We start from the raw sequence: 21,369 nt of genomic DNA, 5'->3' as shown, positions 1-21,369 counted from the left end.
CCGGCGGTGAGTGAGCCGATTATGTGATCATAATGTTATATCGTATCATTCAATCTCCGATACCTCCTGAGCTCTTCATGCGAAAACACCTGCCGGCCGCCCTCGCACTTGCACTCGTCACCACCCCAGCAGCGGCCCAGGAAACAGCCCGCATCGATACCGCGACGGAACTGGACGCAATCACTGTCTACGGCCGTCCGCTGGGCCGCATCCCCGGCGAGACAGCTACCAAGTCCGGTGCGCCGGTGCTGGAAACCCCGTTCACGGTGAATATCGTTCCCCGCGAACTGCTTGATCTGCGCAACGTTTCCAACATCGGCCAGGCTGCGGAGACCATCAGCGGCGTCCAACGCACGATCGGGTTCTCAGGTAATCAACGCTTTCGCATACGTGGCTTCCAGGCCATCAGCACGCTGCGCGATGGCTTCCGGCAAAGCGTCTCCCAACCTGAAATCGATCTGCAGGGCATCGAAAGCATCGAGGTGCTGAAAGGACCGGCATCGGCCCTGTATGGCCGCTTCGAACCCGGTGGCGTGATCAACTTCGTGTCCAAGCGACCGGAGGAAGGTTTCGGCGCCACGGCATCCATTACTGCCGGCTCCGACGACTACAAGCGGCTCGGTGTGGACCTGACCGGGCCGCTGAACGCCGACGGCTCGCTGCTGGGCCGAATCAATCTGGCCCACGAGGATGCCGGGAGCTTCCGCGACGGCATCGACAACCGGCAGACCTTTGTTTCGCCGGTCGTGGAGTGGCGGCCCGACAGCGACACCAGTGTGGTGGCGCGATTGGAATACCTGGCCCGCGACGCCGCCTTCGACCGCGGACTGGGCAACAACCGCCTGTTTCTGCAGGTGCCGTCCAACCGCAACTACGGCGAGGACTTCATGCGCATCCGCAAGGAACAGTGGACCGGTAGTCTGGAATTCAATCGCTCGCTCAACGCCGATTGGCGGCTGCGCCTGGGCGCATTCTGGTCCGACGTCACCGTGCCCGAGGAGGAGTTCTTCAACTATGGATTTCCCACGCTGAGCGGAACTACCGTCAATCGCAATTTCGTCAGCTATCGCGAGCGGCAGAAGGATGCCACCGTACAGGCCGAACTCTACGGAAACGTAAGCACCGGGTCACTCCAACACCGTTTGCTTGTCGGTACGGAACGCAGCATCGATCGACTGGCCTACATCGACGGAAAGATTTCTTTCGGCAATCCGATCGACCTGTACCAGCCCATTCGCAGCGGCCGACCGAACAACTACGTCTCCACCGGCGACAGTCGCTACGAGTTCGAAACCACGGCGCTTTATGTGCAAGACGAGATCGCGTGGAATCGCTGGCGCCTGTTGCTGGGCGGACGCTACGAACAGACAGACACCTTGTCGTTCTACACCGGCGGGATCGATCCGGCGATCACTCGCCGCGACCATCCCTTTTCACCGCGCGCGGGCCTGACCTTTCTCGCCACGCCGGATCTTTCCTTTTACGCCAGCTGGGCACGTTCGTTCCGCAACGAAGCCGACGCGGGCACATTGGAAAGCGGGATTACCCCCAAGCCTACGCGCGGCGATCAGATCGAGGTCGGCATGAAGTCGATCCTGCTTGAAGGCCGCATGGAAGCGACCTTGGCCGCGTTCGACCTGCGCAAGACCGATGCGGTGGTGGCCGATCCGGTGGACTGGAATCTGGTTATCCAAACCGGCGAACTGCGCTCGCGCGGTATCGAAACCGAGGTTTCGATGCGGCCGGTAGATGCCTGGACGCTGGTGGCGTCGTACGCCTACGCCGATGCCACCATCATCGAAGACACGAACGCCGTGATCGTCGGCAACCGGTTGGCCGGTGTGCCCCGCCATCAGGCCAGCGTGTGGACCTCATGGACTTTCGGCGGCGTTCTTTCCGGCCTGACGGTGGGTGGCGGCATCTTCCACGGCAGCGAGCAGGCAGCAACCACCGCGAACAATTTCTTTCTGCCGTCGTACACACGGCTGGACCTCAACGCGCGGTACGCCTTTGGAAATCAAATGGAGCTGTTGCTTAACCTCGACAACGTCACCGACAAGACCTACTACATCACCGGCGGCTTCTCGCAGATTTATCCGCAGCCGCCGCGCTCGATCCGGCTTACCTTGACTAAACGCTGGTAGAGCAGCGTCAGAGTGACGCAACCCCTTTTTCTGAAGTGCTCATCACTTCGCAGTCGGAATGTGCCGAGACGGTCGTTCGTTCGCGACGACAATCACGCGACAGCGCGCCGGGGACTCATTTGTACGGCCCCGGGCCGCGCCAGACCAGTTCGCCTTGCTTGTAGACCTGCAGCATGGTGACGACCTTGCGCGCGTCGCCAATGCCCTCCATCTCCGGCGAGTTCGGCTCGAGCGCTCGGCACTTGCCGGAACCGCGCTTCAGCGCGATCTCCAGAGAGCAGATCATGTAGTACCGCGTTCCCGGCAGGGGAATGAAGAGTTCCTTGATGCCCTGGTCCGCCCAGGCGCGCAGCTTGTCTTCGCTCAGCACCTCGTAATAGACCAGGTAGCCGCCCAGTTCCATGCTGGGCCCCGCGGCGGTGACGTCGCGTCCGCGGCCGTTATTAACGGCGGGGCTGTCGGCCAGCCCTGCGTTCTCGGGAGCGGCATCTTCTTCCAGCATGCCCGGCGGCCGCCCGGTCCAGGTCTCGGGACGGCGCCGCGCCGAAGGTGGCGGACTGGTGGCGGGCTGCTGCGCCTGACTCGGTGCAGGGTCGTCCTGTGGACTGGGGGGCTGCGGCTGTGGTTCGCTCGGACGCGGGACAGGGTCCGGCAAGTGGGGCGCGTCGGGCGGTACCGGGTTGTCGGCGTGCTCGACCAGCGTGGACTGCACGCGTGAGGCCGCAGGTGGTCGCGGGAGGGGCGCTTGCTTGGGCGGCGGATTTTGCGGCGCCTGTATGGGCTGCTCGGACTGGCGCGGCTCACCGATGAAGTCCACTTTCACCCGACTGCCGCCCGCGGCGCTTTGCGATGTCGTCACGATCGGCTTGGAGGCATACAGCAGGAGCAGCAACATCAGCAGATGCAGCAACGCGCTAATCAGCCCGGCGATCCACGGCTGCAAGCGTTCGATCCTGGGTTCGGGCCAGGTCTCTATACGGATCGAGGCGATGCTCATGCCGCCGGAGGTGCGTCGGGGGTGCGGGCCTTCATGCGGGGGAATCGACAACGTGCGGCGTGAGGAGTTCCGCATCGTAACGCGTCAGCGCCCGGGTGTAGTTCTCCTCAAGCCACCTACAGCCACGTAACTGGGCGCGGCAGCCAAATGCGCGCTGGACACGGCGCCAAGCTGGACAGTGAAATCAAAGAAGGCTTGCGCTCGACCGGTAGGCGGTCGCCAGTGCGCCTTACGCCAATGCAATTTGGCTCTCTCCGCAGCTCTGCGACTCCGTGCGAATGGCAGGCAGGAGATTTTCACAAGCCTGAATGAAACAAGCCCGAGGCGACTAATTGCCTAGGCCGGGAAGGGCATTGCATTGAATCCGGCCGGGATGCAGGATTGCCGCACAGGGAGCGCAAACAAAGCGACACGACTGCAAAGTACCGTCTTACAACCAACAAGGAGAAGTGGGATGACAGGTCTTGGGCGTAGTGTCTTCGCGGCGGCCTGTCTGGCGCTAACGTACCTACCTTCTTCTGCGGTGTTGGCGCAAAGCGGCACTGTTACCGTCGAGTGTCACTCGGTCAGCTATCAATACAGTGAGTGCCGCGCTCCCTTACGCGCTCCACAGCTGATCCATCAGATATCCAGCAGCTCCTGCATCCTGAATCGTACGTGGGGATTCGATCGTCGTAGCCAGCGCCTATGGGTCGATCAAGGTTGTTCGGGGGTGTTTGCTGATGTGGGCGGCTATCACCACGGCCGCAATGGCACCTATGATCCCGGCAGCCGACGTTATGACGACCGTGGCCGTGACGTTGGGCTGCTTATATTGGGTTCCATTGCCGGTGCCGCGCTTGCCTCTTCCGACCGGCATGAGCATCACTCGAATTACCGATCCGACACCCATTCCTACGCGCACGGCGGATACGACGGTTGCCATGGGGTCGGCTGTTTGGTGGATGCGCCGAAGAATGAAGGTGGCTCCGGTGCCATCGACACCAGGCCTTCTTTCGACAAGCAGGGCAATCCGAATTTCGATACGCAAGGCAATTGGATTGGATGCCACGGCGTAGGCTGCGACGTTGATCCTCCATCTGAAGAGAACAACTAAACGGGAGCCGCCGGCATGCACAGATTTATCCTCTTCGCGGCAACCTTCACGCTCACTGGCGCAACGTTCGCCCAAGAAAATACAGGTTCCCTAAGCCAGAGCACGCAGAGTGAGTGGTCCAGTTCCACGACAACGACCACTTCAAGCTCGGACGATGATTCCACTAAAACGAGCGATGACTCTGATAGCCAAAGCTCCCCTGAGATGAAGGCGTGGATCAAAAGCAACGCCAGCAGCAACAGCGGGTTCGGGGCTGGGTTCGGCCGCGACAATGATGAGCGCGAAGACGATCGGCCTTCGTGGTCGAAGCATCGACCTTCTCGACCTAAGCCTGAGCAGATCGACGGGACGTACAAGATCACGGCCAGCACTGGTGAGTTTCTTTGCACCGTCCGCCTGAAAGCTAGCCCATTCTTCGATGGATACTGGGCGAACACGTCTTCAGGATGTCCAGAACTGTGGAAGGTCTCCCGATGGGATTTCCAAGGACCTACCATCGTGCTGACGAATTCGTCGGGAGATGTCTTTGCATCGTTTTGGCCCCGTGCACGCGATTTGTGGGTCGGCAGTGCGACGGCATCGGGCCAACGTCTGTCACTTAGTCGCTGAGCGCTGGGTAGCTGCCTTGCACGGGCCGCCCATCGCGCAAATGGAAATCAAACATAAGAGCAGGGAGCCGCTATGAAATCACCCAAACTTGTTGTAGCGATTGCCAGTGTCGCGCTGGGCATCTCCAGCAGCGCGATAGCCATCGAGCCTGTCGATCGGTTCAAAGTCTCCGTCGGATCCTACGTAATCGATCACGATGTGGATCTACGATGGGATTCGCCCGACATCGGGGCGGGCAGCGACGTCAACTTTCACCGCGATTTGGGGTTTGACGACTCCAAGACCGATATCTTCTGGTCTCTCGATGGCGTATTAGGCGAACACCACAAGATCTCTGCTTTCGGCTACAACTACGACAGCGAAGGCCAGCGCCTGCTGGACCGGAATTTCAGCATCGACGACTCCGAATTTCCGGTGGATGCAGCCTTTGCCGGCGACATGGACGTAAAGATGGCGGGGGTGGCCTACACCTGGTTGTTCCATCGCAACGAGCAAAGTGCCGCGGGTGTGGGTATCGGCGCGGTGCGCTATGACGTAAGCGCGGATCTGGCCGCCGCATTGGAAACGGGCGCGGGTCTGGTCACCGTGGAAGAGCGGCTTAACGAAGATGCATGGGCTCCTATGCTTCGCGTGGAATACCACCACTCCCTGGGTGAGCGTTGGCGCATGGGTGGACAAGTCTCTTACGTCAAGAAGTCTGGCGGCGACACGTCAGGTGATGCAGTGGATGTCAATGTGCATCTGGAATACTTTCCCTGGGATCACTTTGGACTGGGTCTGCGTTACAACTACAACGATGTGGACCTGGATTTTGATCGTAGCCGCTTTACTGGCAACTTGAACCTCAAGAACCAAGGCCCACAGGTTGTAGCCACGCTCCGATTCTGATGTCGCCAGCTGTCCGCGCGTTTCAGGTGCGCCGATCGAGTGCGGAGTTTCATGGCAAGGATGGCTACTGATGAATGCTTGCGGTTCTTCGTTGAGCGAGTGCTCCAAACTTTTTCAACTCCACGGTCGACAACTGGCTATACCCGGATCAACGGATGACGGCAGCGTTTGACCCCACTCCGACCATCCCTGCGTTGACGATGAGGTGCGCCCCTATTCGGAAGTCCAATGACAATCCAACGCCCGCTTCATTTCTTCTCCCATGCCGCTGCAGCGCTTCTGCTGGGACTCGCCGTTGTCGGCGTCACAGCATGCAATCGCCAAGGCACAGCCGTGGATGGGTCTGACCCGGAAGCCACGCTCGTGACCGTGTCGGCCTACGCCGAGGCACGTCGCCCGCCCGACACCGCTACACTGTCGACCGGAGTGGTTTCACTTGATTCCGACGCGAACGGCGCGATCCGCCGCAACGCCGAGCAGATGTCCCGCGTGGTGGCTGCCATCCAGGCTGCGGGCATCGCCGACAAGGATGTTCAGACCAGCGGCGTCAGTCTCAATCCGGACTATCAGCACCTGCCAAACCAGCCGCCTCGCATCAAGGGCTACTACGCTTCCAACACCATCAGTGTGACGGTGCGCGACATTGGGCGTCTCGGCGGAATCCTGGATGCGCTCGTCGCGACAGGTGCCAATCAGATCAATGGCCCTACGTTTGACATCGAAGACAAGGAGGCCGTGCTGGATGAGGCTCGGACACAAGCACTCGCCAAAGCCCGTGCACGTGCCGAAGGATATGCAAAGCGCCTCGGTCTTCGCGTGAGGCGCGTCATCAGCATCGACGAAACGGGCGGGCGAGGTGCTCCGAACCCTATGCGCATGCGTACCGTCGCGGTGGCACAAGCGGCCGACGCCTACGCCGCATCGCCGATCTCGCCGGGCGAGAATGTCCTCGGACTGGGCCTTGACGTGGTTTACGAACTGGGGGAATAGCGCTTACTGGCGACGTTCTCTGTCAGTCAATCTCGATATGGAACGTCGTCATTTTTCCGTCTGGCCCAAATGCCGCGATGCTGTTCCCTGCGATTGCCTTGCCAGCCGCTTCACGGACTTTTGAATCAAAGTTCGCGATCAGCCGCGTGCCGTCGCTGAACACCGTTTGTTGCACTTGCCGGTCGTCGCTCAGCCAGCGAAAGTCGATCAATGCGCCCATCGCCAAACGCTGATGCAACGGGCGGAAGAACGCATCTTGATGCTGGATCGCCGGTAGTCGCTGTTTCAGCGTCGCTACACTCAAGTGATAAAGCGGCGGCACGTTATACAGCAGTTGCGTCAGCTCATTATGGGCTCGCACGTTGCTCAGTTTCAGACTGTCGAACAGCCAATGGTGAGTCGTGATAACCGAGCCATGGAATACGGCTTGATACAGCGGCAAACGCGTAGCAGGATCAAAATGGACGGTCCGATATGGCTGCTTGAGCGGCACGGCCTTGAAGAACACGCTCGGTTGCTCTGGCGGATACCAGTCACCCAGGTAGTACGGCGAGGTCCGATTCTTCCTCAGGTCATCGTCCCAACCCACCACCGGGGTTTGCATGCCATGGGCAAACAGGATTCCTTCGGCCGCGACTGCGTTGCCACTTTCAGAGCCCATGGGTAGCCTCATTACTTCGTTGATCCATCGACCGGCCGCAGCGTTCTCGGCCGCGTTCTGGTCCTGCGTCATCGTGTTGCCGGTGCGATAACTGTCAAACAGCATGCCCGTTGCGGTGACATCCAGAAACCAACTGTTGAATCCCGCCTTGGCCTGTACTGCCCTGATACGTGCTTCGAGCAAGGGACGAATGCAACGGGGATCGGTGTAGTAGCCCGTTTCCTGGAATCCGCTTTTCAGGTCACCATTCTTGAGGACGATTGCACAATTTTGATGAGCATTCTTTCCGAGATGGCCCGTGGCCCAGTCCGGATCGTCGGTAGGCGCCAGCGCGGTGTCGTAAGAGTCATAAGGCGCCAGGAGGTAACCGGCCGCAACCCCGGCCTGCACCGCTTCGGGATGCCAAAGCCCGCCTTCCCAACCGTCGCCCAGGCCAAGCCATAGACGCGGTAGATTCGCCGCTCGCAGCTGGTTAAGGGTTGCAAGCGACAACGCACCGCCCCATTGGGCAGGGTCGGCGATGAGCGCGCCGCGAAAGACTTCCGCCACCTGGTCGCGAATTTCACCATAACGACGTGCCAGCAGCTGCATATCTGGCTGGGCGCTGATTTGCCAACTCTGCCTGGCCTTGTCGTTCAGTGCACTGTTGAGGCTCCGAAGCAAAGCCTCCTTTTGATAATCGTTGAGTGGCGGCGTCGCCGAGTCGAGCATTGCCAGGGTTTCCGCGCCGAGCAAACCACGGAGCTCGACGGCCAGCGGCTGCTTGCTCCGCAGTTGCTCCAATAGCGTGGACCAGTTCTGAACGTCGCCTCGACCCAGCAGCCCATTACCCCATAGATATACATGGGGAGCGCCGAGCAGCTTGGCAGCTTCAGGCGTTTTGAGCAGCTTCTCGTCAAGCGATTCATAACGATGGTTGTCGATGAGCCATTGGCGGTAGCGCTTGGCTCCTGCCAGCAGGTCCGCTTCGCTGAAAACCAGCATGAAGGTCAGCGGCGAAGTGGGATCCAGGGAGGTAAATTCATGGCTGGCCGCCAGTCCCAGGGTTCTTCCGTCAGCACCGAAAGTGAGGCGATTGTTGTATGGATTAACCATGAGCCAACTCAAAGCAAATTCGCCGTGATCGACGCCCCACATTGGCAGGCTCAAATCCTGGGTGGTGTTGATCTTGCCGCGACGAAGCAGGAATTCTTGCCATAGCGCATCGCCGGCAGGTACGTAGTGCCCTTCGGCCAACGGCCAGATCAAGCCTCTGCCCATGGCGCTACCAGGCTGCTTGAGAAACTCAAGCTCACCCAGGGCTCGGGCCTTGATCGATACCACAAGGTCGCGCTGACTGAGCTCGGCGCTGACGGTCCAAGCGCCGTCGTCCCATTGCCAATCGACACGATGGGCGGTTTCCCGGAGGTCAGCGACGACGTGGGCCGCGACGCCTGTGGAGACTTGCACGGTCGGACGTAGAGCGGGGGTGACGCGGATCGCCAGCGTGGCAGGCTCCAGTTCGACGCGCCATAAGTGGTTTTCAAGGACGGTGTTAGCCGTTGCCCAGGGGCATACGGACAACGCACTGAGCAGCAGCATGCTGCACGCGACGAGTAGCCCAGCCTTTTGATTCACCATGCATCTCCCGTCCGCTGGATAAAGAAGGCTTCGGTTCGAACACAATCTAGCGCGATCAGGACTCTGGGTCGTACATGATCTCGCGCACTTCCTGGGCGCAGCGGCAGGACGAGGCGATCTTTGCCGCCCATATCAGCGCTTCGTCTCGGGATGCCACCTCGATGATCGAGAAGCCGCCGATGACCGCTTTGGTCTCCGGGTATGGCCCATCGGAGACCGATCCATCGGTAGCGACGATGCTCGCCTGCTGGCTCAGGATGCCGCCGCCGAAGATCCAGACTCCCGCCGCCTTGGCTTCGCGCACAACGGCATGCGACGCCTCGGCCACCGCGGGCAGATCCTCCTCGGGGAACGTCATCGATCCATCATCGAACGAAATCAGGTATCGCGCCATCTCTCTACTCTCCTCTGCTTAATGGCCAGTTGGTCTTGAATCAGGCGTTTCAGTTGACGACAGGTCTGGTCCACATACAGGTTCAACTTTCTGGAATCGTTGCAGCAGCGAATGGCGCGAGCACTGTCCAACCGAGGTTCGCGTAAAGGTGGCGGCCATCCACCGTAGCGACTAGAAGCTGCGGACGTGCGGGGGATTTTCTCGCGGTTGCAAGAGCGATCATCACCGCGACACCCAATCCCTTCCGCCTATGATCCTGCGCCGTTTCGATTCGGTCATAGATGAAGACATCCGCGGTTTCCGCCGCGCATCCGCTTGCGGCCAGATCGCCATTCGGCGCGATGACGCAAGCTCGGGTGACAGGCCCGGCCCGGTGACACTCCATCTTGTATCCATGCGGCAGAGGCTTTGCGTCGAAAGTTGCCGCCGTCGCCGTCATGAAGTAGTTCGCTGGCTGGACTTCCCAGCGATTGGGCAGCGCACTTCGCAGCTCCTCGTCAGAGCCGCATAGCTTCAGGTAATGCCGCGGAGCGGTAATCTCGTTTGCGATTGCGCGCAACCCATCACATGGCTGTGGAAATACCCAGCGCTTTACTTCCTTTTCCGAGTGAGTGTCTACTCGGAAACCCCCGCGATCGCGAACAGGCGGCGGGGAACTCCGGGCAATGGAATGTGCTGCTTGCCAAGCGAATATCAGCTTTGGATCGACGTGGGGTATGGTCATAGCTGATGGGTGCTCGGATAAGGGTGGATTTTTCCGGCAACCGCCCGGGTTGCGCCATGTTGGCTCCCCGCCGCGATGCCTTGGTGACTTTTAATAGAGCACTGCCCGGTCTCATGAGCCAAGACGACAGCCTCAGGTCGGCGTGAGGGCGAAGCTTAAGCACGGAAGACGAGCGCCTAGGCAGTCGCTGCCCCAAAACTCGCCATCCCACGCGCTACCTACCGTTCGTCGCCTGCCGCTTGTGTAGGTCGTCAATCTGTATATGATGCACATCATATGAAGAAGACAGCCACCCGATCCAAGGAAGCCACCCACGACCGCATCGTCGATGCGGCGGCGCGCGCGATCCGGCGTAGCGGCTATAACGGCGCTGGCGTCGCGGACATCATGAAGGACGCCGGCCTGACCCACGGCGGCTTCTATGCCCATTTCGCTTCGCGCGAGGCGATGTTGGCCGAGGCGGCGGATCGTGCGGGTGGCGAAGCCGTTCAGTCGATGGAGAGCATCGCTGCGGCCGTTCCTCCCGAGCAGACGTTCCAGGCGATGGTACAGGCCTACCTGTCTGAAGAGCACGTAAAAAGCATCGAAAATGGCTGCGCCGTGGCCGCGCTTGGCTCGGAAATGCCTCGCCAGGCACCGGAAGTCAGACGAGCTGCGACACGTCGCATCAAGGAGATGATCGACCTTATCGCACGCCAGTTTCCCAACTGGGGAGAGCCCGGCGTACACGAACGTGCCATGGTGACCACTTCCACTATCGTCGGAGCGTTGATATTGGCACGCGCGGTCGATGATCCACGGCTCTCTGATGCGCTGCGCGAATCGGCGCTGGAACATCTCATCCGGACTCAGGACTGACCCCGCTTCCGCATCGGAGCCCGCTCCATGCGTTCGATTTTTAATATGACGATCATCATATAAATCGCAAGGATGCGCCTCTCTCGTTCTACCCGACGAACGCCATCGCGCCGGCGTTCGTCACCCATCCACTAAAGGCACTCTCATGAAAACCCAAGCATCCATCGCCCTCGTAACAGGCGCCTCATCCGGCATTGGCGAAGCCACCGCACAACGCCTCGCAATGGCGGGCTACAAGGTCTATGGCACTAGCAGACGCGCCACTCCAGCGGGCCAGCGGTCTTTTGCGATGCTGCCGCTGGACGTGACCAGCGACGAATCGGTCGAAGCCGCCGTCGCTCAGCTGATTCGGCTGGAGGGCCGCATCGACGTGTTGGTGAACAATGCTGGCTTCGGCGTCGCGCCCGGTGGAGCGGAAGAGAGTTCGATCGATCAGGCCAAGGCGATTTTCGAGACCAACTTCTTCGGGCTTATCCGCGTGACCCGTGCCGTCGTGCCGCACATGCGACGCCAGGGCAATGGCCGCATCATCAACATCGGATCGGTACTGGGTTTCCTTCCGATGCCCTACGGAGCGCTCTATGCCGCGACCAAGCATGCGGTAGAAGGCTACTCGGAGTCGCTCGACCACGAGCTACGTACACGCGGCATCCGGGTCTCGGTGATCGAGCCCGCCTACACGAAGACCCAGTTCGACGCGAACTTTCTGGCTCCCGACTCGAAGCTTGACGAGTATCGCGACGCTCGCGCGCACCTGGACGAAGTGCTGAAGGAAGTGATGGCGGCTGCCGACGATCCGGCCGTGGTGGCCGATGTGGTGCTGAAGGCAGCTGGGGCCGCGCACCCGAAGCTCCGATATACGGCCGGCAAGCTTGCCGGGCGCCTGCGATTGCTACGCAGGTTCGCGCCTGCCGCACTGGTGGATGACGGGGTCAGAAAGAGTCTGCGACTTGGCAGCAGGCCAGAGACAGGCACTCACAAGCTCCAGCAGGCATCGGAGAAAACATCATGAAGGCATTCTTCATTGATCGGTACGGCAAGAAGGAACCGATGCGGTTCGGCGAAGTACCCCAGCCCGTGCTTCGGGACGACGAAGTACTGATCCAGGTCCACGCGGCAGGCTTGAACGTGCTGGATTCCAAGATCAAGAGCGGTGAGTTCAAGCTCCTCCTGCCCTATCCGATGCCACTCGTCCTGGGCCATGACGTGGCGGGTGTCGTGACGCGTATTGGGCCGCGCGTTCGGCAGTTCAAAGTAGGCGACGAAGTCTATTCGCGGCCTTCGGATCACCGCATCGGCACCTTCGCGGAGTTCGTCGCCGTGAACGAGAACGACGTTGCGCCAAAACCAAACAACATCACCATGGAAGAAGCCGCATCGCTTCCGTTGGTGAGCTTGACGGCCTGGCAGGCGCTGGTTGAACGAGCCCGCCTGCAAGCCGGACAAAAAATCTTCATCCAGGCGGGGTCTGGCGGTGTCGGTACCTTCGCTATCCAACTGGCGAAGCAGATCGGCGCCACGGTCGCCACAACGACCAGCAGTGCCAACGTCGACCTGGTGAAGCGCCTGGGCGCGGACGTCGTCATCGACTACAAGGCCGAGGATTTCGAGAAAATCCTGCGGGACTACGACGTGGTTCTGCATAGCCAGGACGCCGGCGCACTGGAGAAGTCCCTGCGTGTTCTGAAACCAGGCGGGACGCTCGTTTCGATCACCGGTCCAGCCGACCCTGCATTCGCCGCCAACGCCGGAGCCCCGTGGTTTGTGCGCCTCATCATCCGCCTGCTGAGTGCTGGCGTTAGAAGAAGAGCAAAACGCGGATCCCTGAAGTACACCTTCTTGTTCATGCGCGCCAGCGGGCAACAACTGCGAGAAATAACTCGCCTCGTTGAGGCGGGTGCTCTTCGTCCGGTGATCGATCGCAGCTTCGCCTTCGAATCAGCCAACGAGGCGTTGGCCTACGTCGAATCCGGCCGCGCGAAGGGAAAAGTCGTGCTCAAACTCAAATAGCCGAAACACCGCTTCATCCTTCCCCTAATCAAGAGAACCCGCCATGACCACTCCTTCTACTGTCCTCATTACCGGCGCGTCTACCGGCATCGGCGCCGTTTACGCCGAGCGTTTCGCACGCCGCGGCCATGATCTCGTGTTGGTTGCACGCGACAAAGCACGATTGGAAACCCTTGCAGCTCGACTGCGCGGAGAACACAACGTCGCCGTCGACGTTCTCCAAGCCGATCTCACCCAGTCCAACGATCTGGCCGTCGTCGAGACCCGCCTGCGTGATGACTCCCGCATTGGGACCCTTATCAACAACGCCGGAGCAACCCAGTCCGGTAGCTTCATTGACCAGGCTACCGACGATGTCGCTCGGATAGTCGCCCTCAACACCACCGCGCTTGTCCGACTTGCCAGTGCAATCGCTCCGCGGCTCGCGAAAGCGGGCCAAGGCGCGATCGTCAACATTGGCTCGGTGGTGGGATTGGCGCCGGAATTCGGCATGTCGGTTTACGGCGCGACCAAGGCCTTCGCGCTGTTCCTCTCCCAGGGTTTGAGCCTGGAGCTTTCGCCCAAGGGCGTCTACGTGCAAGCGGTCCTCCCCGCAGGTACCCGCACCGAAATCTGGGAGCGTGCAGGCATCGATGTCATTGCGCTTCCCGAGTTGATGGAAGTCGGTGATCTGGTGGATGCCGCGCTGGCTGGTTTCGATCGCCGCGAGCTCGTGACCATTCCACCGCTGCACGATGGCACCCGTTGGGATGCCCTGGACGCAGCACGGTTGGCCCTCATTTCCGACATCCGGCAGGCGGATGTTGCTGAGCGATATCGCGTAGCCGCATAAGGCACTCCCTAACCACTCAAACCTCGTGATCGGCCTTGCCCAAGTGCGAGGGAACGCCGGCCGCGTACTGGAAAGGAACGCGCCATCGCCGATGTGAAGGCGCGACTCCGATCTGAGCGCCCCGCTACCACGAGTTTTCGACCCACACGAGATACATGGAATAGATGATGACCCATTCCGATAAATACTCAGGACCGGGCACGCCCTACGTGAACGCTCCGCCGATTTCGTATCGAAAGCCCTTTCCTTTCTTGATGGCTGATATGGCCGAGTCAATTTCCTGCGACGCAGCCTTCGTCAGAGTTCCGGCGCATTGAGGGTCGCCTCGATCCTGTAACCGTCGGGATCGATCAGGAAAGCTGCGTAATAATCCTCCCCATACTCCAGGCGCAGGCCAGGCTCACCATTGTCTTGACCCCCAACTCGCAATGCCGATTCATGGAAATCGTGAATCGCCAACCGCGACGGCGCCGAAAACGACAAGTGGAATCCTGAGCCGGGCGGTGTGGCGTCGGCGCGCAGTTTCAAGCAAAACAGATCCTCCTCGTCGTCCTCGAGTCCGTATCCGATGGCGGTGTCGTCCTGGAATACGCGCCGATAACCAAGCGCACCGAGAGCAGCGTCATAGAACGCTCCCGACAAGGTTAGGTTCCGGACACCGATCGAGATGTGATGGATCATGGGTAAAGGTGGCGCTCATATGGAAGGGGCGCCATTATAGATTTGCGGTCTGCGCGTCAGCAGGCCGAAAGCAGTCAACGGTGCGAGTGGGTGCCGCGATACTGCGCTTGGCTTGCGCTGGCGGTGGCGATGGATAGGCCGCGATGCTGGGGTTTCACCGCAACCTGTTAGCTCACGACCGACAGCGAGCGCGGCATTCGCATCTCAAGCACGCAAGCTGGATCGGACCGGCGCCACAAAGCCAGTCCAAGCCTCCGAAAAAATCAACGGACTTCACGGAGCACCGCGCGGTTCTTGCCGGCATGCTTTGCGTCGTAGAGCGCGATATCGGCCGCCTCAAGCAGCGGAGCATAAGAGCTGCCCCGGCTTGGCACCGTGGCCGCGGCGCCGACACTGACGGTGACGCAGACGGCCTTGGCAGTGCGGCTCGGGATGGCCAGGCCTCGCACATCTGCGCAGATCTGCTCGGCGACGCGCAACGCACCTTCGGGATGCGTGGACGGCAAGACCATGGTGAACTCCTCGCCACCGTAACGGGCGGCGATGTCGGCCGGCCGTTTCGCACAATCCTGGATTATCTTGGCGACCATCTTCAGCACTTCATCGCCAGCAAGATGTCCGTAGGCGTCGTTATAGCTTTTGAAATCGTCCACGTCGACCATCAGGATGGACAGGCTCTCCTGGTCGCGAATCGCGCGGGCCCACTCCGTTTCCAGGTACGAATTCAGATATCGGCGATTGTTCAATCCGGTCAGGCCGTCGACTTCGCTCAACCGTTGCAACGCTTCGTTCAGCTCCATCAACTCCCGCTGATTTTCGCTCAAAGCCCGGTAGGCGGCATCGCGCTCGATCAGATTCAGATACGAACGGGAGTGATGGCGTATGCGCGCGATCAGTTCGATACTGTCCGGCAGTTTGACCAGATAGTCGGCGGCGCCGGTGGAGAACGCCAGGCTTTTCACCGCGGCGTCTTCCTTGCTCGACAGCACGATGATGGGCACATGCCGCAACGCCGGATGCATCTGGTAAAGATGCACCAAGGTCATGCCGTCGGTTCCTGGCATGACGAGATCCTGCATGATCACGCTTGGCTGAAGTGCCGAAGCCATCGCGACGGCTTCCTCGGCGAGGCTGCAATAGTGGAACTCGATGTCGGGTTCGCCAGCCACTGCGCGGCGTACGGCCTCGCCAATGATCGGTTGGTCGTCCACCAGGAATACAACGGTTCGGCGCTCGCTGGCGAATCCCGGCGCGGCGGTGTGGAGGTTTTCCGAAGTGGATGTGCTCATCTGGACATACTCCTGATAGGTCTGAAAATGTCCTGCAGCCGCGGTGCGATGCGTTTGAGCGGCAGGATATCGACCGCCGCATCGAGCTCGGCGGCGGCCTTGGGCATCCCGTAGACAGTGCAGCTCGCCTGATCCTGGGCAATGGTGTGATGGCCCTTCTGTCGCATGGCTTTGAGACCGGCCGCACCGTCGCGCCCCATGCCGGTGAGCAGCACTCCGACGGCTTGTCCTGGCCATGCGACGTTGATGCTGTCGAAGAACACATCGACCGAAGGACGATAAGGCTCGTCGAAAGGCTCGCAGGTATAGTCCAGTCGGCCGTCGAGATTGAGTACAAGATGTTGGTTCGTCCCGGCCAGCAGCACCGTACCTGCCATCGGCCTGTCGCCCGGCCGCGCCAACCGCACCGGACTCTTCGCGTAGCGGTGCAACCAGTCGCCCATGCTCTTGGCGAATTTCTCGTCGATATGCTGGACGATCACGATTGCCGCCGGGAACCTCGCCGGCAATCCGCTCAGCACCTGCGCCAGCGCCGCCGGCCCACCTGCCGATGCGCCAATGGCGACCAAGCGCTCCTCCACCGGTCGCGAAGGCTTTTGCTTCTGCACCGCCCTGACCGGACGCACTGCCGCCAAGCGGCCAACCAACTCGATCTTCGCAAGCAACGCCGCTATTCCTTCTTCGTCCGCCACGAGCGCGGGCACATCGACGGCGTCAATGGCGCCGTAACCCATGGCTTGGAATACCAGCGGAGCGTTGCTGCCGACGCTGGCCGTCACGATCAATATCGCGCAAGGACTACGCGCCATGATCTGCCGGGTGGCTTCGACGCCATCCATGTCGGGCATCAGCAGATCCATCAGCACCACATCGGGAGGATCTTGTGCGCATCGCATGACGGCTTCGCCACCATCCGCGGCAGTCCATATGATGGTGTGCTCGGGATGCCCTCTCAGCGCACGCCGCAAGGCTTCCACCGCCAGCGCCAGATCGTTGACGATGCCGATCTTCATGCCGTGGTCTCTCCGATAAGATCGATGACCGCCTGGAGCAGGACCTCGTCATGAAAACTGCCTTTGGTCAGATAGAAGTCGGCGCCGGCGTCGAGCCCGCGGCGGCGGTCTTCTTCCCGATCCTTGTAGGACACGATCATCACCGGCAACGCATGCAGCCGCGCATCCTTCTTGATCAACGTAACCAGTTCGATGCCATCCATGCGCGGCATGTCGATATCGGTGACCACCAGATCGAAATGGCCGGTCCGCACTGCATTCCAGCCATCAATGCCGTCTACCGCGACTTCAACGCCGTAGCCTCCACTCTCGAGCAGCTTGCGCTCGAGTTCGCGCACGGTAAGCGAGTCGTCCACGACCAACACCCGCTTGCGCGCGGTGCTTGAGACACTCTCGTCGTACCGCATTGTTGCCAGACGGCCGGTCGATACCAGCCTTTCGACAGAACGGATCAGGTCTTCTACATCGACGATAAGCAATGGACTGCCGTCGTCGAGAATGGCTCCCGCTTCGATGTCCTTGATCTTGCCGAGCCGCCGGTCCAGTGGTTGGACCACCAGTTCCTGGATGCCGCGGAAGCGATCGACCGCAAGCCCGTATTCATGGCCACGAATGCGATCGCCAACCACGACCACGCTCATTCGCTCGGGGGCGCTTTTCGCGTCGGCTCCGCCCAGCACCTGTTGAGCGGCGACCAATCCAATCTGGCGATCGTGCAACCGGAAATGCTGGCGGCCTTCCAGCGATTCCATTTCAGCGCGCGGCACCATCGCCGTACTGACGATGTGCGCCAGCGGAAAGGCATAGGGTTCGCCGCCGATTTCCACCACCAGCGCCTTCACCACCGAGGTGGTGAGCGGCAGGTACAGCTGGAAGCACATGCCCTGTCCAGGCTGGGAAGATAGCCGAATGGTTCCTCTCAGCTGCTTGATCACGTTCTGCACGATATCCAGTCCGACTCCCCGGCCGGATATCTCGGTCACTACTTCCTTGATGGTGAAGCCGGGCAGGAACAGGAATTCCAGAAGTTCCGCATCGGTAAAGCGCTGAGCGGTTTGCTCATCAGCCAGACCTCGGGCAACCGTTGCCTTGCGGACGCTTTCGACGTCGATGCCGCTGCCGTCGTCAGTCACGATGATTTCCAGCAAACCCGCAACATGATGAGCCGTGAGGGTTATCAGTCCTTCGCTCGGTTTGCCTGCCGCTATTCGTTCCAGCGGCGATTCCATGCCGTGATCGACCGCATTGCGCAGCAAGTGGCCGAGTGGTGCTTCCAGCTTGGCAAGCACGTCGCGATCGACCTGGGTCGCCTCGCCCGTGATCTCCAGCTGTGCCTGCTTACCCAGTTCCTGTGCCAGGTCGCGAACCATGCGCTTGAAGCCGCGGGTACCGTCGGCGAACGGGCGCATCTGGCTTGCCAGCGCTTCGTCATAGAGGCGATGCGCTACTTCCGCCGCGCGTCGATCGAATGTTTCGAGTTGCTCCACCTGCTCGGCGAACACACGCTGGCATTCGAGGATCTTGCTGCGAGCTTCGGCCAGGGTGGCGGTCGTCGCGTAGTCCTGGGAGCGTACCGGCCAGGCATCGTTGAGCCGTTCCAACGCCCGTGCGGTATCCTGCTGCAGTCGCTTGAGCCGGCCCATCGACCGGATGAAGGGATCCAGCCGGCGCGACTCCACCAGCGATTCGCCTGCCAGCCCCAGCACACGATTGAGACTGCGTGCGGTAACCCGTAGTACGCGCTCTTCGGCTTCGGCCATGCTGGGGTTCTTGGCGTCGGCAGCAGGTACCGCAACGCCTGGTTCCGCGCCGCCGCCAATACCCAGCACCGCCGCCAGCGCGGTCCGGAACAGGCTTACTTCCGGCGTATCGTCCCGGGTCCATTCCGAGCTTTCTTCGGCGGCCGTATCGGCGATCTTGCTGAGCAGATCGACACCGCGCAGAAGCACATCGATTGCGTCCTTGCCCAACGTGATGCGCCCGTGTATCGCCTCCACCAGGCAGTCTTCCATCATATGCGCTACGCCGACGGCGGCGGTCAGTCCGACGATGCGCGCCGCACCCTTGAGCGAGTGCGCACCGCGCATGCAGACCTCCAGCTCACTGGCGGCGGTCGGGGTGCGCTCGAGCACCAACAGCCCATCGATCAGTACCTGCCGCTGCCCTTCCACTTCCATCCGGAACAGATCGTGCAGCGAATAATCGCGGAGATCTTCGCCGCTCATGCCAGCTGCCGGTTGATGGCGTGAAGCAGCAGTTCGGCATCGAGCTGTCCCAGCGTGTAATCGCCCCAGGGCAGCACGCCGGTAGTGAAGCTGGCCATCGCGTGGGCCACCGTGGCGGGCACGTCGCGCGACGTTTCGGGGTCGAATCGGTTCGCGCCATGGACTTCATCGGCTTCGAAGACCACACGTTGGCCTCGCGACATCAGCACCACCAGTCGAGGTCCAAGCCGCTGATTGCTTGCGCGTCCAGCCTTGGCGGCGGCAACGTTGAGCTGGAGGAGCTGTTCGAGCTTTACGCAGACAGTGAGCTGTCCGCGCACGTTGACCAGCCCGCGAACGATGCCTCCGTGACGGTGCGGCAATGAATGAACTGCCCGAGGCACCAACACTTCATCGACCACTTCGTTGGGCAAGGCCAGCCATTCCGGTCCCAGGCGAAAGACAAAGTGTGTCTGCGTCAGCGCTTGGCGGCTGACGTCGCGGCTCGCGATCCGCTCGGTGGCTTCACGCAGGTCGGCTGGATCGAGCGGGCGATCCAGCAGCGCCGCCACGGCGGAAGGTCCGGCACTGCGAGAGGGCGGCGGCAGGGCCATATCAGTTGGTCGTCTCGCCATGGCGTTTCGCCCGCAGGCGCAGCAAGTGCCCGCTGTGCAGATCACCCTTGCTTTCCAGCACGAGCGCCAGGTGCATCAGTGCCTCCTCATGATCGGGTTGCAGATACAGCACCTTGCGGAAACAGCGTTCGGCCTGAGTGGAATCACCGCTTGCGCCGCGTACCAACCCCATCAGGTGCAGTACCTCCGCAGTGGGGCCATGCAGCTTCAGCAGCGCTTCGCACGCCAGCGCCGCGTCGGCGAAGCGGCCACTGTCGGCAAGCTCTTGTGCCAACTGCAGAGGCGATGGCTCCGCGCCGGCCGGAGCGAAGAGGGATGGTGCTGCCAGACGCGCCTGCGGTGGCTTGAACGCGACTGGCGGCGCAGCGACCGCGCGGCGTGCGGTCGGCAGCGCGACCGGTTCAATCGGTAGCGCGGACTTCGCTTGCGGCTTGCGAAATGCGAAAGCCATCGGCATCTGTGCGGAGACGAACCCCAGATGCAGCATCAATCCGCTTTCGGCCGGACCGACGAAGATCAGCCCCTGCGGCCGCAGAAGCCGGGATAGCACATCGACGGTTTGCCGCTGCGTTTGCGGGCCGAAATAGATCAGCAGGTTGCGGCAGAAGATGACGTCATAGACCGCCTCGCCCGGCAGGGTGTCGATGTCCATCACGTTGTTCCAGCGAAACTGAACCTGCCCGCGTACTCTCTCCGACAATTGCCAATGGCCGTCGCTGGCCGGCTCGAAATGGCGATCGCGAAACCGCAGATCACGGCCGCGAAACGAGTAGTGCCCATACAGGCCACGGCTCGCCCTGGCCAGCGAACGCTCGCTGATGTCGGTGGCGTCGATGCTCATGCGCTCGCCAGGCACCCCTGCGTCCAGCAAGGCCATTGCCATGGAATAGGGTTCTTCCCCGGATGAACATGGCAGGCTCAGCAAACGCAGCGGGACATCGGGGTGCGTAGCCGCCCATTGAGCGTTGTAGAACGAGGCCAGTGCGGCGAACGCATCGGTGTCACGAAAGAACCATGTCTCGGGCACGATCACCGCTTCAATCAATTCTTGCTGCTCAACCAAGGACCCTTGGGCGAAGTGCCAGTACGCCTCCATGTCGATGTGACCGCTCACCGCCATCCGCGACGTGACGGCACGGTCGATCACCGGAGCTCCCACCGTGGACGCGTCCAGACCTATGGTCTGTTTGAACCATTGCTCGAAGCCGTCGCGTAGCATCAGCTGTCGACCTGCTCTTTGAACAACAGGTCGCGTACAGACTCCGGCAACAGATGTTCGATCCGCACCCACTGCAGCAATCCGCGCGGATGGGAAGTAACCGGCCCCAGATAGCGGACGTCGTCCTGAGTGACACCGCTGGCGTCGAACTCATCGGGATCGCAGGCCATCGTCTCCACGGCGTGTTCGGCGATCAGTCCAAGATAGCGAACGTCTCCGTCGGCCATCGGATAGTTCACCACCAGGACTCGGGTGCTGTGCCGCGGTCGCGCGGAACGGCCCAAAGCCAGCTGGCTGAGGTCGATCAACGGCACAGCTTCGCCGCCATAGTCGAAAACGCCCGCGACCGCCGCCGGCGCTTGCGGCAGCAACTTTGGCGATATCAAGGGCAGCACAGCGACGATCTTTGTCGCCTCTATCGCGTACCGATCCTCGCCCAGCTGGAATAGCAGGAAAAGCACTCTGCCGCTCTCCTTGTCGGAACTGCCGCTTTGATTCTGTCCTG

19 protein-coding genes are annotated in these 21,369 nt (G+C 61.0%); 8 read left to right on the top strand and 11 right to left on the bottom strand.

The features are described from left to right. The first annotated feature begins 77 nt into the window (after positions 1–77). Positions 78–2,144 carry a TonB-dependent siderophore receptor gene (locus AADW18_RS11030; RefSeq protein WP_337343435.1) on the top strand — a complete coding sequence of 689 codons (2,067 nt, stop codon included), beginning with the start codon at positions 78–80 and terminating at the stop codon, positions 2,142–2,144. Positions 2,145–2,259: 115 nt separating this feature from the next. On the opposite strand, the gene AADW18_RS11025 is transcribed toward AADW18_RS11030, so the two are convergent. Then, positions 2,260–3,216, bottom strand: coding sequence for a type II toxin-antitoxin system RelE/ParE family toxin (locus tag AADW18_RS11025; protein WP_337343434.1), 957 nt, complete (start codon positions 3,214–3,216; stop codon positions 2,260–2,262). A 379-nt stretch (positions 3,217–3,595) separates the two neighbouring features. On the opposite strand from AADW18_RS11025, the gene AADW18_RS11020 reads away from it, so the two are divergent. The 3 genes from AADW18_RS11020 to AADW18_RS11010 all read left to right on the top strand — a co-directional run bounded on the left by AADW18_RS11020 (position 3,596) and on the right by AADW18_RS11010 (position 6,724). Further along, complete coding sequence (locus AADW18_RS11020; RefSeq protein WP_337343433.1) at positions 3,596–4,237, top strand: DUF3011 domain-containing protein; 642 nt, start codon at positions 3,596–3,598, stop codon at positions 4,235–4,237. 681 nt (positions 4,238–4,918) lie between these two features. Next, complete coding sequence (locus AADW18_RS11015) at positions 4,919–5,734, top strand: hypothetical protein (RefSeq protein ID WP_337343432.1); 816 nt, start codon at positions 4,919–4,921, stop codon at positions 5,732–5,734. 228 nt (positions 5,735–5,962) lie between these two features. Continuing rightward, positions 5,963–6,724 carry an SIMPL domain-containing protein gene (locus AADW18_RS11010; protein WP_337343431.1) on the top strand — a complete coding sequence of 254 codons (762 nt, stop codon included), beginning with the start codon at positions 5,963–5,965 and terminating at the stop codon, positions 6,722–6,724. A gap of 22 nt (positions 6,725–6,746) precedes the next feature. On the opposite strand, the gene AADW18_RS11005 is transcribed toward AADW18_RS11010, so the two are convergent. From AADW18_RS11005 to AADW18_RS10995, 3 genes are all read right to left on the bottom strand, one after another. Next, a complete protein-coding gene (locus AADW18_RS11005) occupies positions 6,747–9,005 on the bottom strand; it encodes a glycoside hydrolase (protein WP_337343430.1) in 2,259 nt (752 codons plus the stop codon). 55 nt (positions 9,006–9,060) lie between these two features. Beyond that, positions 9,061–9,399, bottom strand: coding sequence for a YciI family protein (locus AADW18_RS11000; RefSeq protein ID WP_337343429.1), 339 nt, complete (start codon positions 9,397–9,399; stop codon positions 9,061–9,063). Positions 9,400–9,481: 82 nt separating this feature from the next. Beyond that, positions 9,482–9,958, bottom strand: a complete 477-nt coding sequence (locus AADW18_RS10995) for a hypothetical protein (RefSeq protein ID WP_337343428.1) — start codon at positions 9,956–9,958, stop codon at positions 9,482–9,484. 441 nt (positions 9,959–10,399) lie between these two features. On the opposite strand from AADW18_RS10995, the gene AADW18_RS10990 reads away from it, so the two are divergent. From AADW18_RS10990 to AADW18_RS10975, 4 genes are all read left to right on the top strand, one after another. After that, positions 10,400–10,981, top strand: coding sequence for a TetR/AcrR family transcriptional regulator (locus AADW18_RS10990; protein WP_337343427.1), 582 nt, complete (start codon positions 10,400–10,402; stop codon positions 10,979–10,981). Positions 10,982–11,126: 145 nt separating this feature from the next. Further along, entirely contained in the window at positions 11,127–11,993 is an 867-nt protein-coding gene (locus AADW18_RS10985) for an oxidoreductase (RefSeq protein WP_337343426.1), read from the top strand. Further along, a complete protein-coding gene (locus tag AADW18_RS10980) occupies positions 11,990–12,991 on the top strand; it encodes an NADP-dependent oxidoreductase (RefSeq protein WP_337343425.1) in 1,002 nt (333 codons plus the stop codon). The genes AADW18_RS10985 and AADW18_RS10980 overlap by 4 nt, the downstream gene beginning before the upstream one ends. A gap of 43 nt (positions 12,992–13,034) precedes the next feature. Next, positions 13,035–13,823, top strand: a complete 789-nt coding sequence (locus tag AADW18_RS10975; protein ID WP_337343424.1) for an SDR family oxidoreductase — start codon at positions 13,035–13,037, stop codon at positions 13,821–13,823. Between the two features lie 297 nt (positions 13,824–14,120). On the opposite strand, the gene AADW18_RS10970 is transcribed toward AADW18_RS10975, so the two are convergent. The 7 genes from AADW18_RS10970 to AADW18_RS10940 form a co-directional block, all read right to left on the bottom strand. Further along, positions 14,121–14,504, bottom strand: a complete 384-nt coding sequence (locus AADW18_RS10970) for a VOC family protein (protein ID WP_337343423.1) — start codon at positions 14,502–14,504, stop codon at positions 14,121–14,123. A 263-nt stretch (positions 14,505–14,767) separates the two neighbouring features. Next, positions 14,768–15,793 (bottom strand): diguanylate cyclase, encoded by a 1,026-nt coding sequence (locus AADW18_RS10965; RefSeq protein ID WP_337343422.1) that lies wholly within the window; start codon positions 15,791–15,793, stop codon positions 14,768–14,770. Next, the gene (locus AADW18_RS10960) at positions 15,790–16,806 is read right to left on the bottom strand and encodes a chemotaxis response regulator protein-glutamate methylesterase (RefSeq protein WP_337343421.1); all 1,017 of its coding nucleotides are present in this window, start codon (positions 16,804–16,806) and stop codon (positions 15,790–15,792) included. Before AADW18_RS10960 ends, AADW18_RS10965 begins: the two co-directional genes overlap by 4 nt. Next, positions 16,803–19,031 carry a hybrid sensor histidine kinase/response regulator gene (locus tag AADW18_RS10955; protein WP_337343420.1) on the bottom strand — a complete coding sequence of 743 codons (2,229 nt, stop codon included), beginning with the start codon at positions 19,029–19,031 and terminating at the stop codon, positions 16,803–16,805. The genes AADW18_RS10960 and AADW18_RS10955 overlap by 4 nt, the downstream gene beginning before the upstream one ends. Next, positions 19,028–19,645 carry a chemotaxis protein CheW gene (locus AADW18_RS10950; protein ID WP_337343419.1) on the bottom strand — a complete coding sequence of 206 codons (618 nt, stop codon included), beginning with the start codon at positions 19,643–19,645 and terminating at the stop codon, positions 19,028–19,030. Before AADW18_RS10950 ends, AADW18_RS10955 begins: the two co-directional genes overlap by 4 nt. Further along, positions 19,626–20,864 (bottom strand): CheR family methyltransferase, encoded by a 1,239-nt coding sequence (locus AADW18_RS10945; RefSeq protein WP_337343418.1) that lies wholly within the window; start codon positions 20,862–20,864, stop codon positions 19,626–19,628. The genes AADW18_RS10950 and AADW18_RS10945 overlap by 20 nt, the downstream gene beginning before the upstream one ends. Next, positions 20,864–21,325: a chemotaxis protein CheW gene (locus AADW18_RS10940; protein ID WP_337343417.1), complete on the bottom strand. Its 462-nt coding sequence runs from the start codon at positions 21,323–21,325 to the stop codon at positions 20,864–20,866. Before AADW18_RS10940 ends, AADW18_RS10945 begins: the two co-directional genes overlap by 1 nt. Positions 21,326–21,369 lie beyond the last annotated feature (44 nt).

This window comes from Pseudoxanthomonas sp. CCNWLY206-1, assembly GCF_039710385.1.
GTDB lineage: Bacteria > Pseudomonadota > Gammaproteobacteria > Xanthomonadales > Xanthomonadaceae > Pseudoxanthomonas_A.
Note: the sequence above shows the minus strand (reverse complement) of the source record. Positions and strands in the feature narration are given on the sequence as shown.

Coding starts and splice junctions, on each gene's coding strand:
- AADW18_RS11030 (WP_337343435.1), top strand. CDS start 78: ATGCGAAAACACCTGCCGGCCGCCCTCGCACTTGCACTCGTCACCACC.
- AADW18_RS11025 (WP_337343434.1), bottom strand. CDS start 3,216: ATGCGGAACTCCTCACGCCGCACGTTGTCGATTCCCCCGCATGAAGGC.
- AADW18_RS11020 (WP_337343433.1), top strand. CDS start 3,596: ATGACAGGTCTTGGGCGTAGTGTCTTCGCGGCGGCCTGTCTGGCGCTA.
- AADW18_RS11015 (WP_337343432.1), top strand. CDS start 4,919: ATGAAATCACCCAAACTTGTTGTAGCGATTGCCAGTGTCGCGCTGGGC.
- AADW18_RS11010 (WP_337343431.1), top strand. CDS start 5,963: ATGACAATCCAACGCCCGCTTCATTTCTTCTCCCATGCCGCTGCAGCG.
- AADW18_RS11005 (WP_337343430.1), bottom strand. CDS start 9,005: ATGGTGAATCAAAAGGCTGGGCTACTCGTCGCGTGCAGCATGCTGCTG.
- AADW18_RS11000 (WP_337343429.1), bottom strand. CDS start 9,399: ATGGCGCGATACCTGATTTCGTTCGATGATGGATCGATGACGTTCCCC.
- AADW18_RS10990 (WP_337343427.1), top strand. CDS start 10,400: ATGAAGAAGACAGCCACCCGATCCAAGGAAGCCACCCACGACCGCATC.
- AADW18_RS10985 (WP_337343426.1), top strand. CDS start 11,127: ATGAAAACCCAAGCATCCATCGCCCTCGTAACAGGCGCCTCATCCGGC.
- AADW18_RS10980 (WP_337343425.1), top strand. CDS start 11,990: ATGAAGGCATTCTTCATTGATCGGTACGGCAAGAAGGAACCGATGCGG.
- AADW18_RS10975 (WP_337343424.1), top strand. CDS start 13,035: ATGACCACTCCTTCTACTGTCCTCATTACCGGCGCGTCTACCGGCATC.
- AADW18_RS10970 (WP_337343423.1), bottom strand. CDS start 14,504: ATGATCCATCACATCTCGATCGGTGTCCGGAACCTAACCTTGTCGGGA.
- AADW18_RS10965 (WP_337343422.1), bottom strand. CDS start 15,793: ATGAGCACATCCACTTCGGAAAACCTCCACACCGCCGCGCCGGGATTC.
- AADW18_RS10960 (WP_337343421.1), bottom strand. CDS start 16,806: ATGAAGATCGGCATCGTCAACGATCTGGCGCTGGCGGTGGAAGCCTTG.
- AADW18_RS10955 (WP_337343420.1), bottom strand. CDS start 19,031: ATGAGCGGCGAAGATCTCCGCGATTATTCGCTGCACGATCTGTTCCGG.
- AADW18_RS10950 (WP_337343419.1), bottom strand. CDS start 19,645: ATGGCGAGACGACCAACTGATATGGCCCTGCCGCCGCCCTCTCGCAGT.
- AADW18_RS10945 (WP_337343418.1), bottom strand. CDS start 20,864: ATGCTACGCGACGGCTTCGAGCAATGGTTCAAACAGACCATAGGTCTG.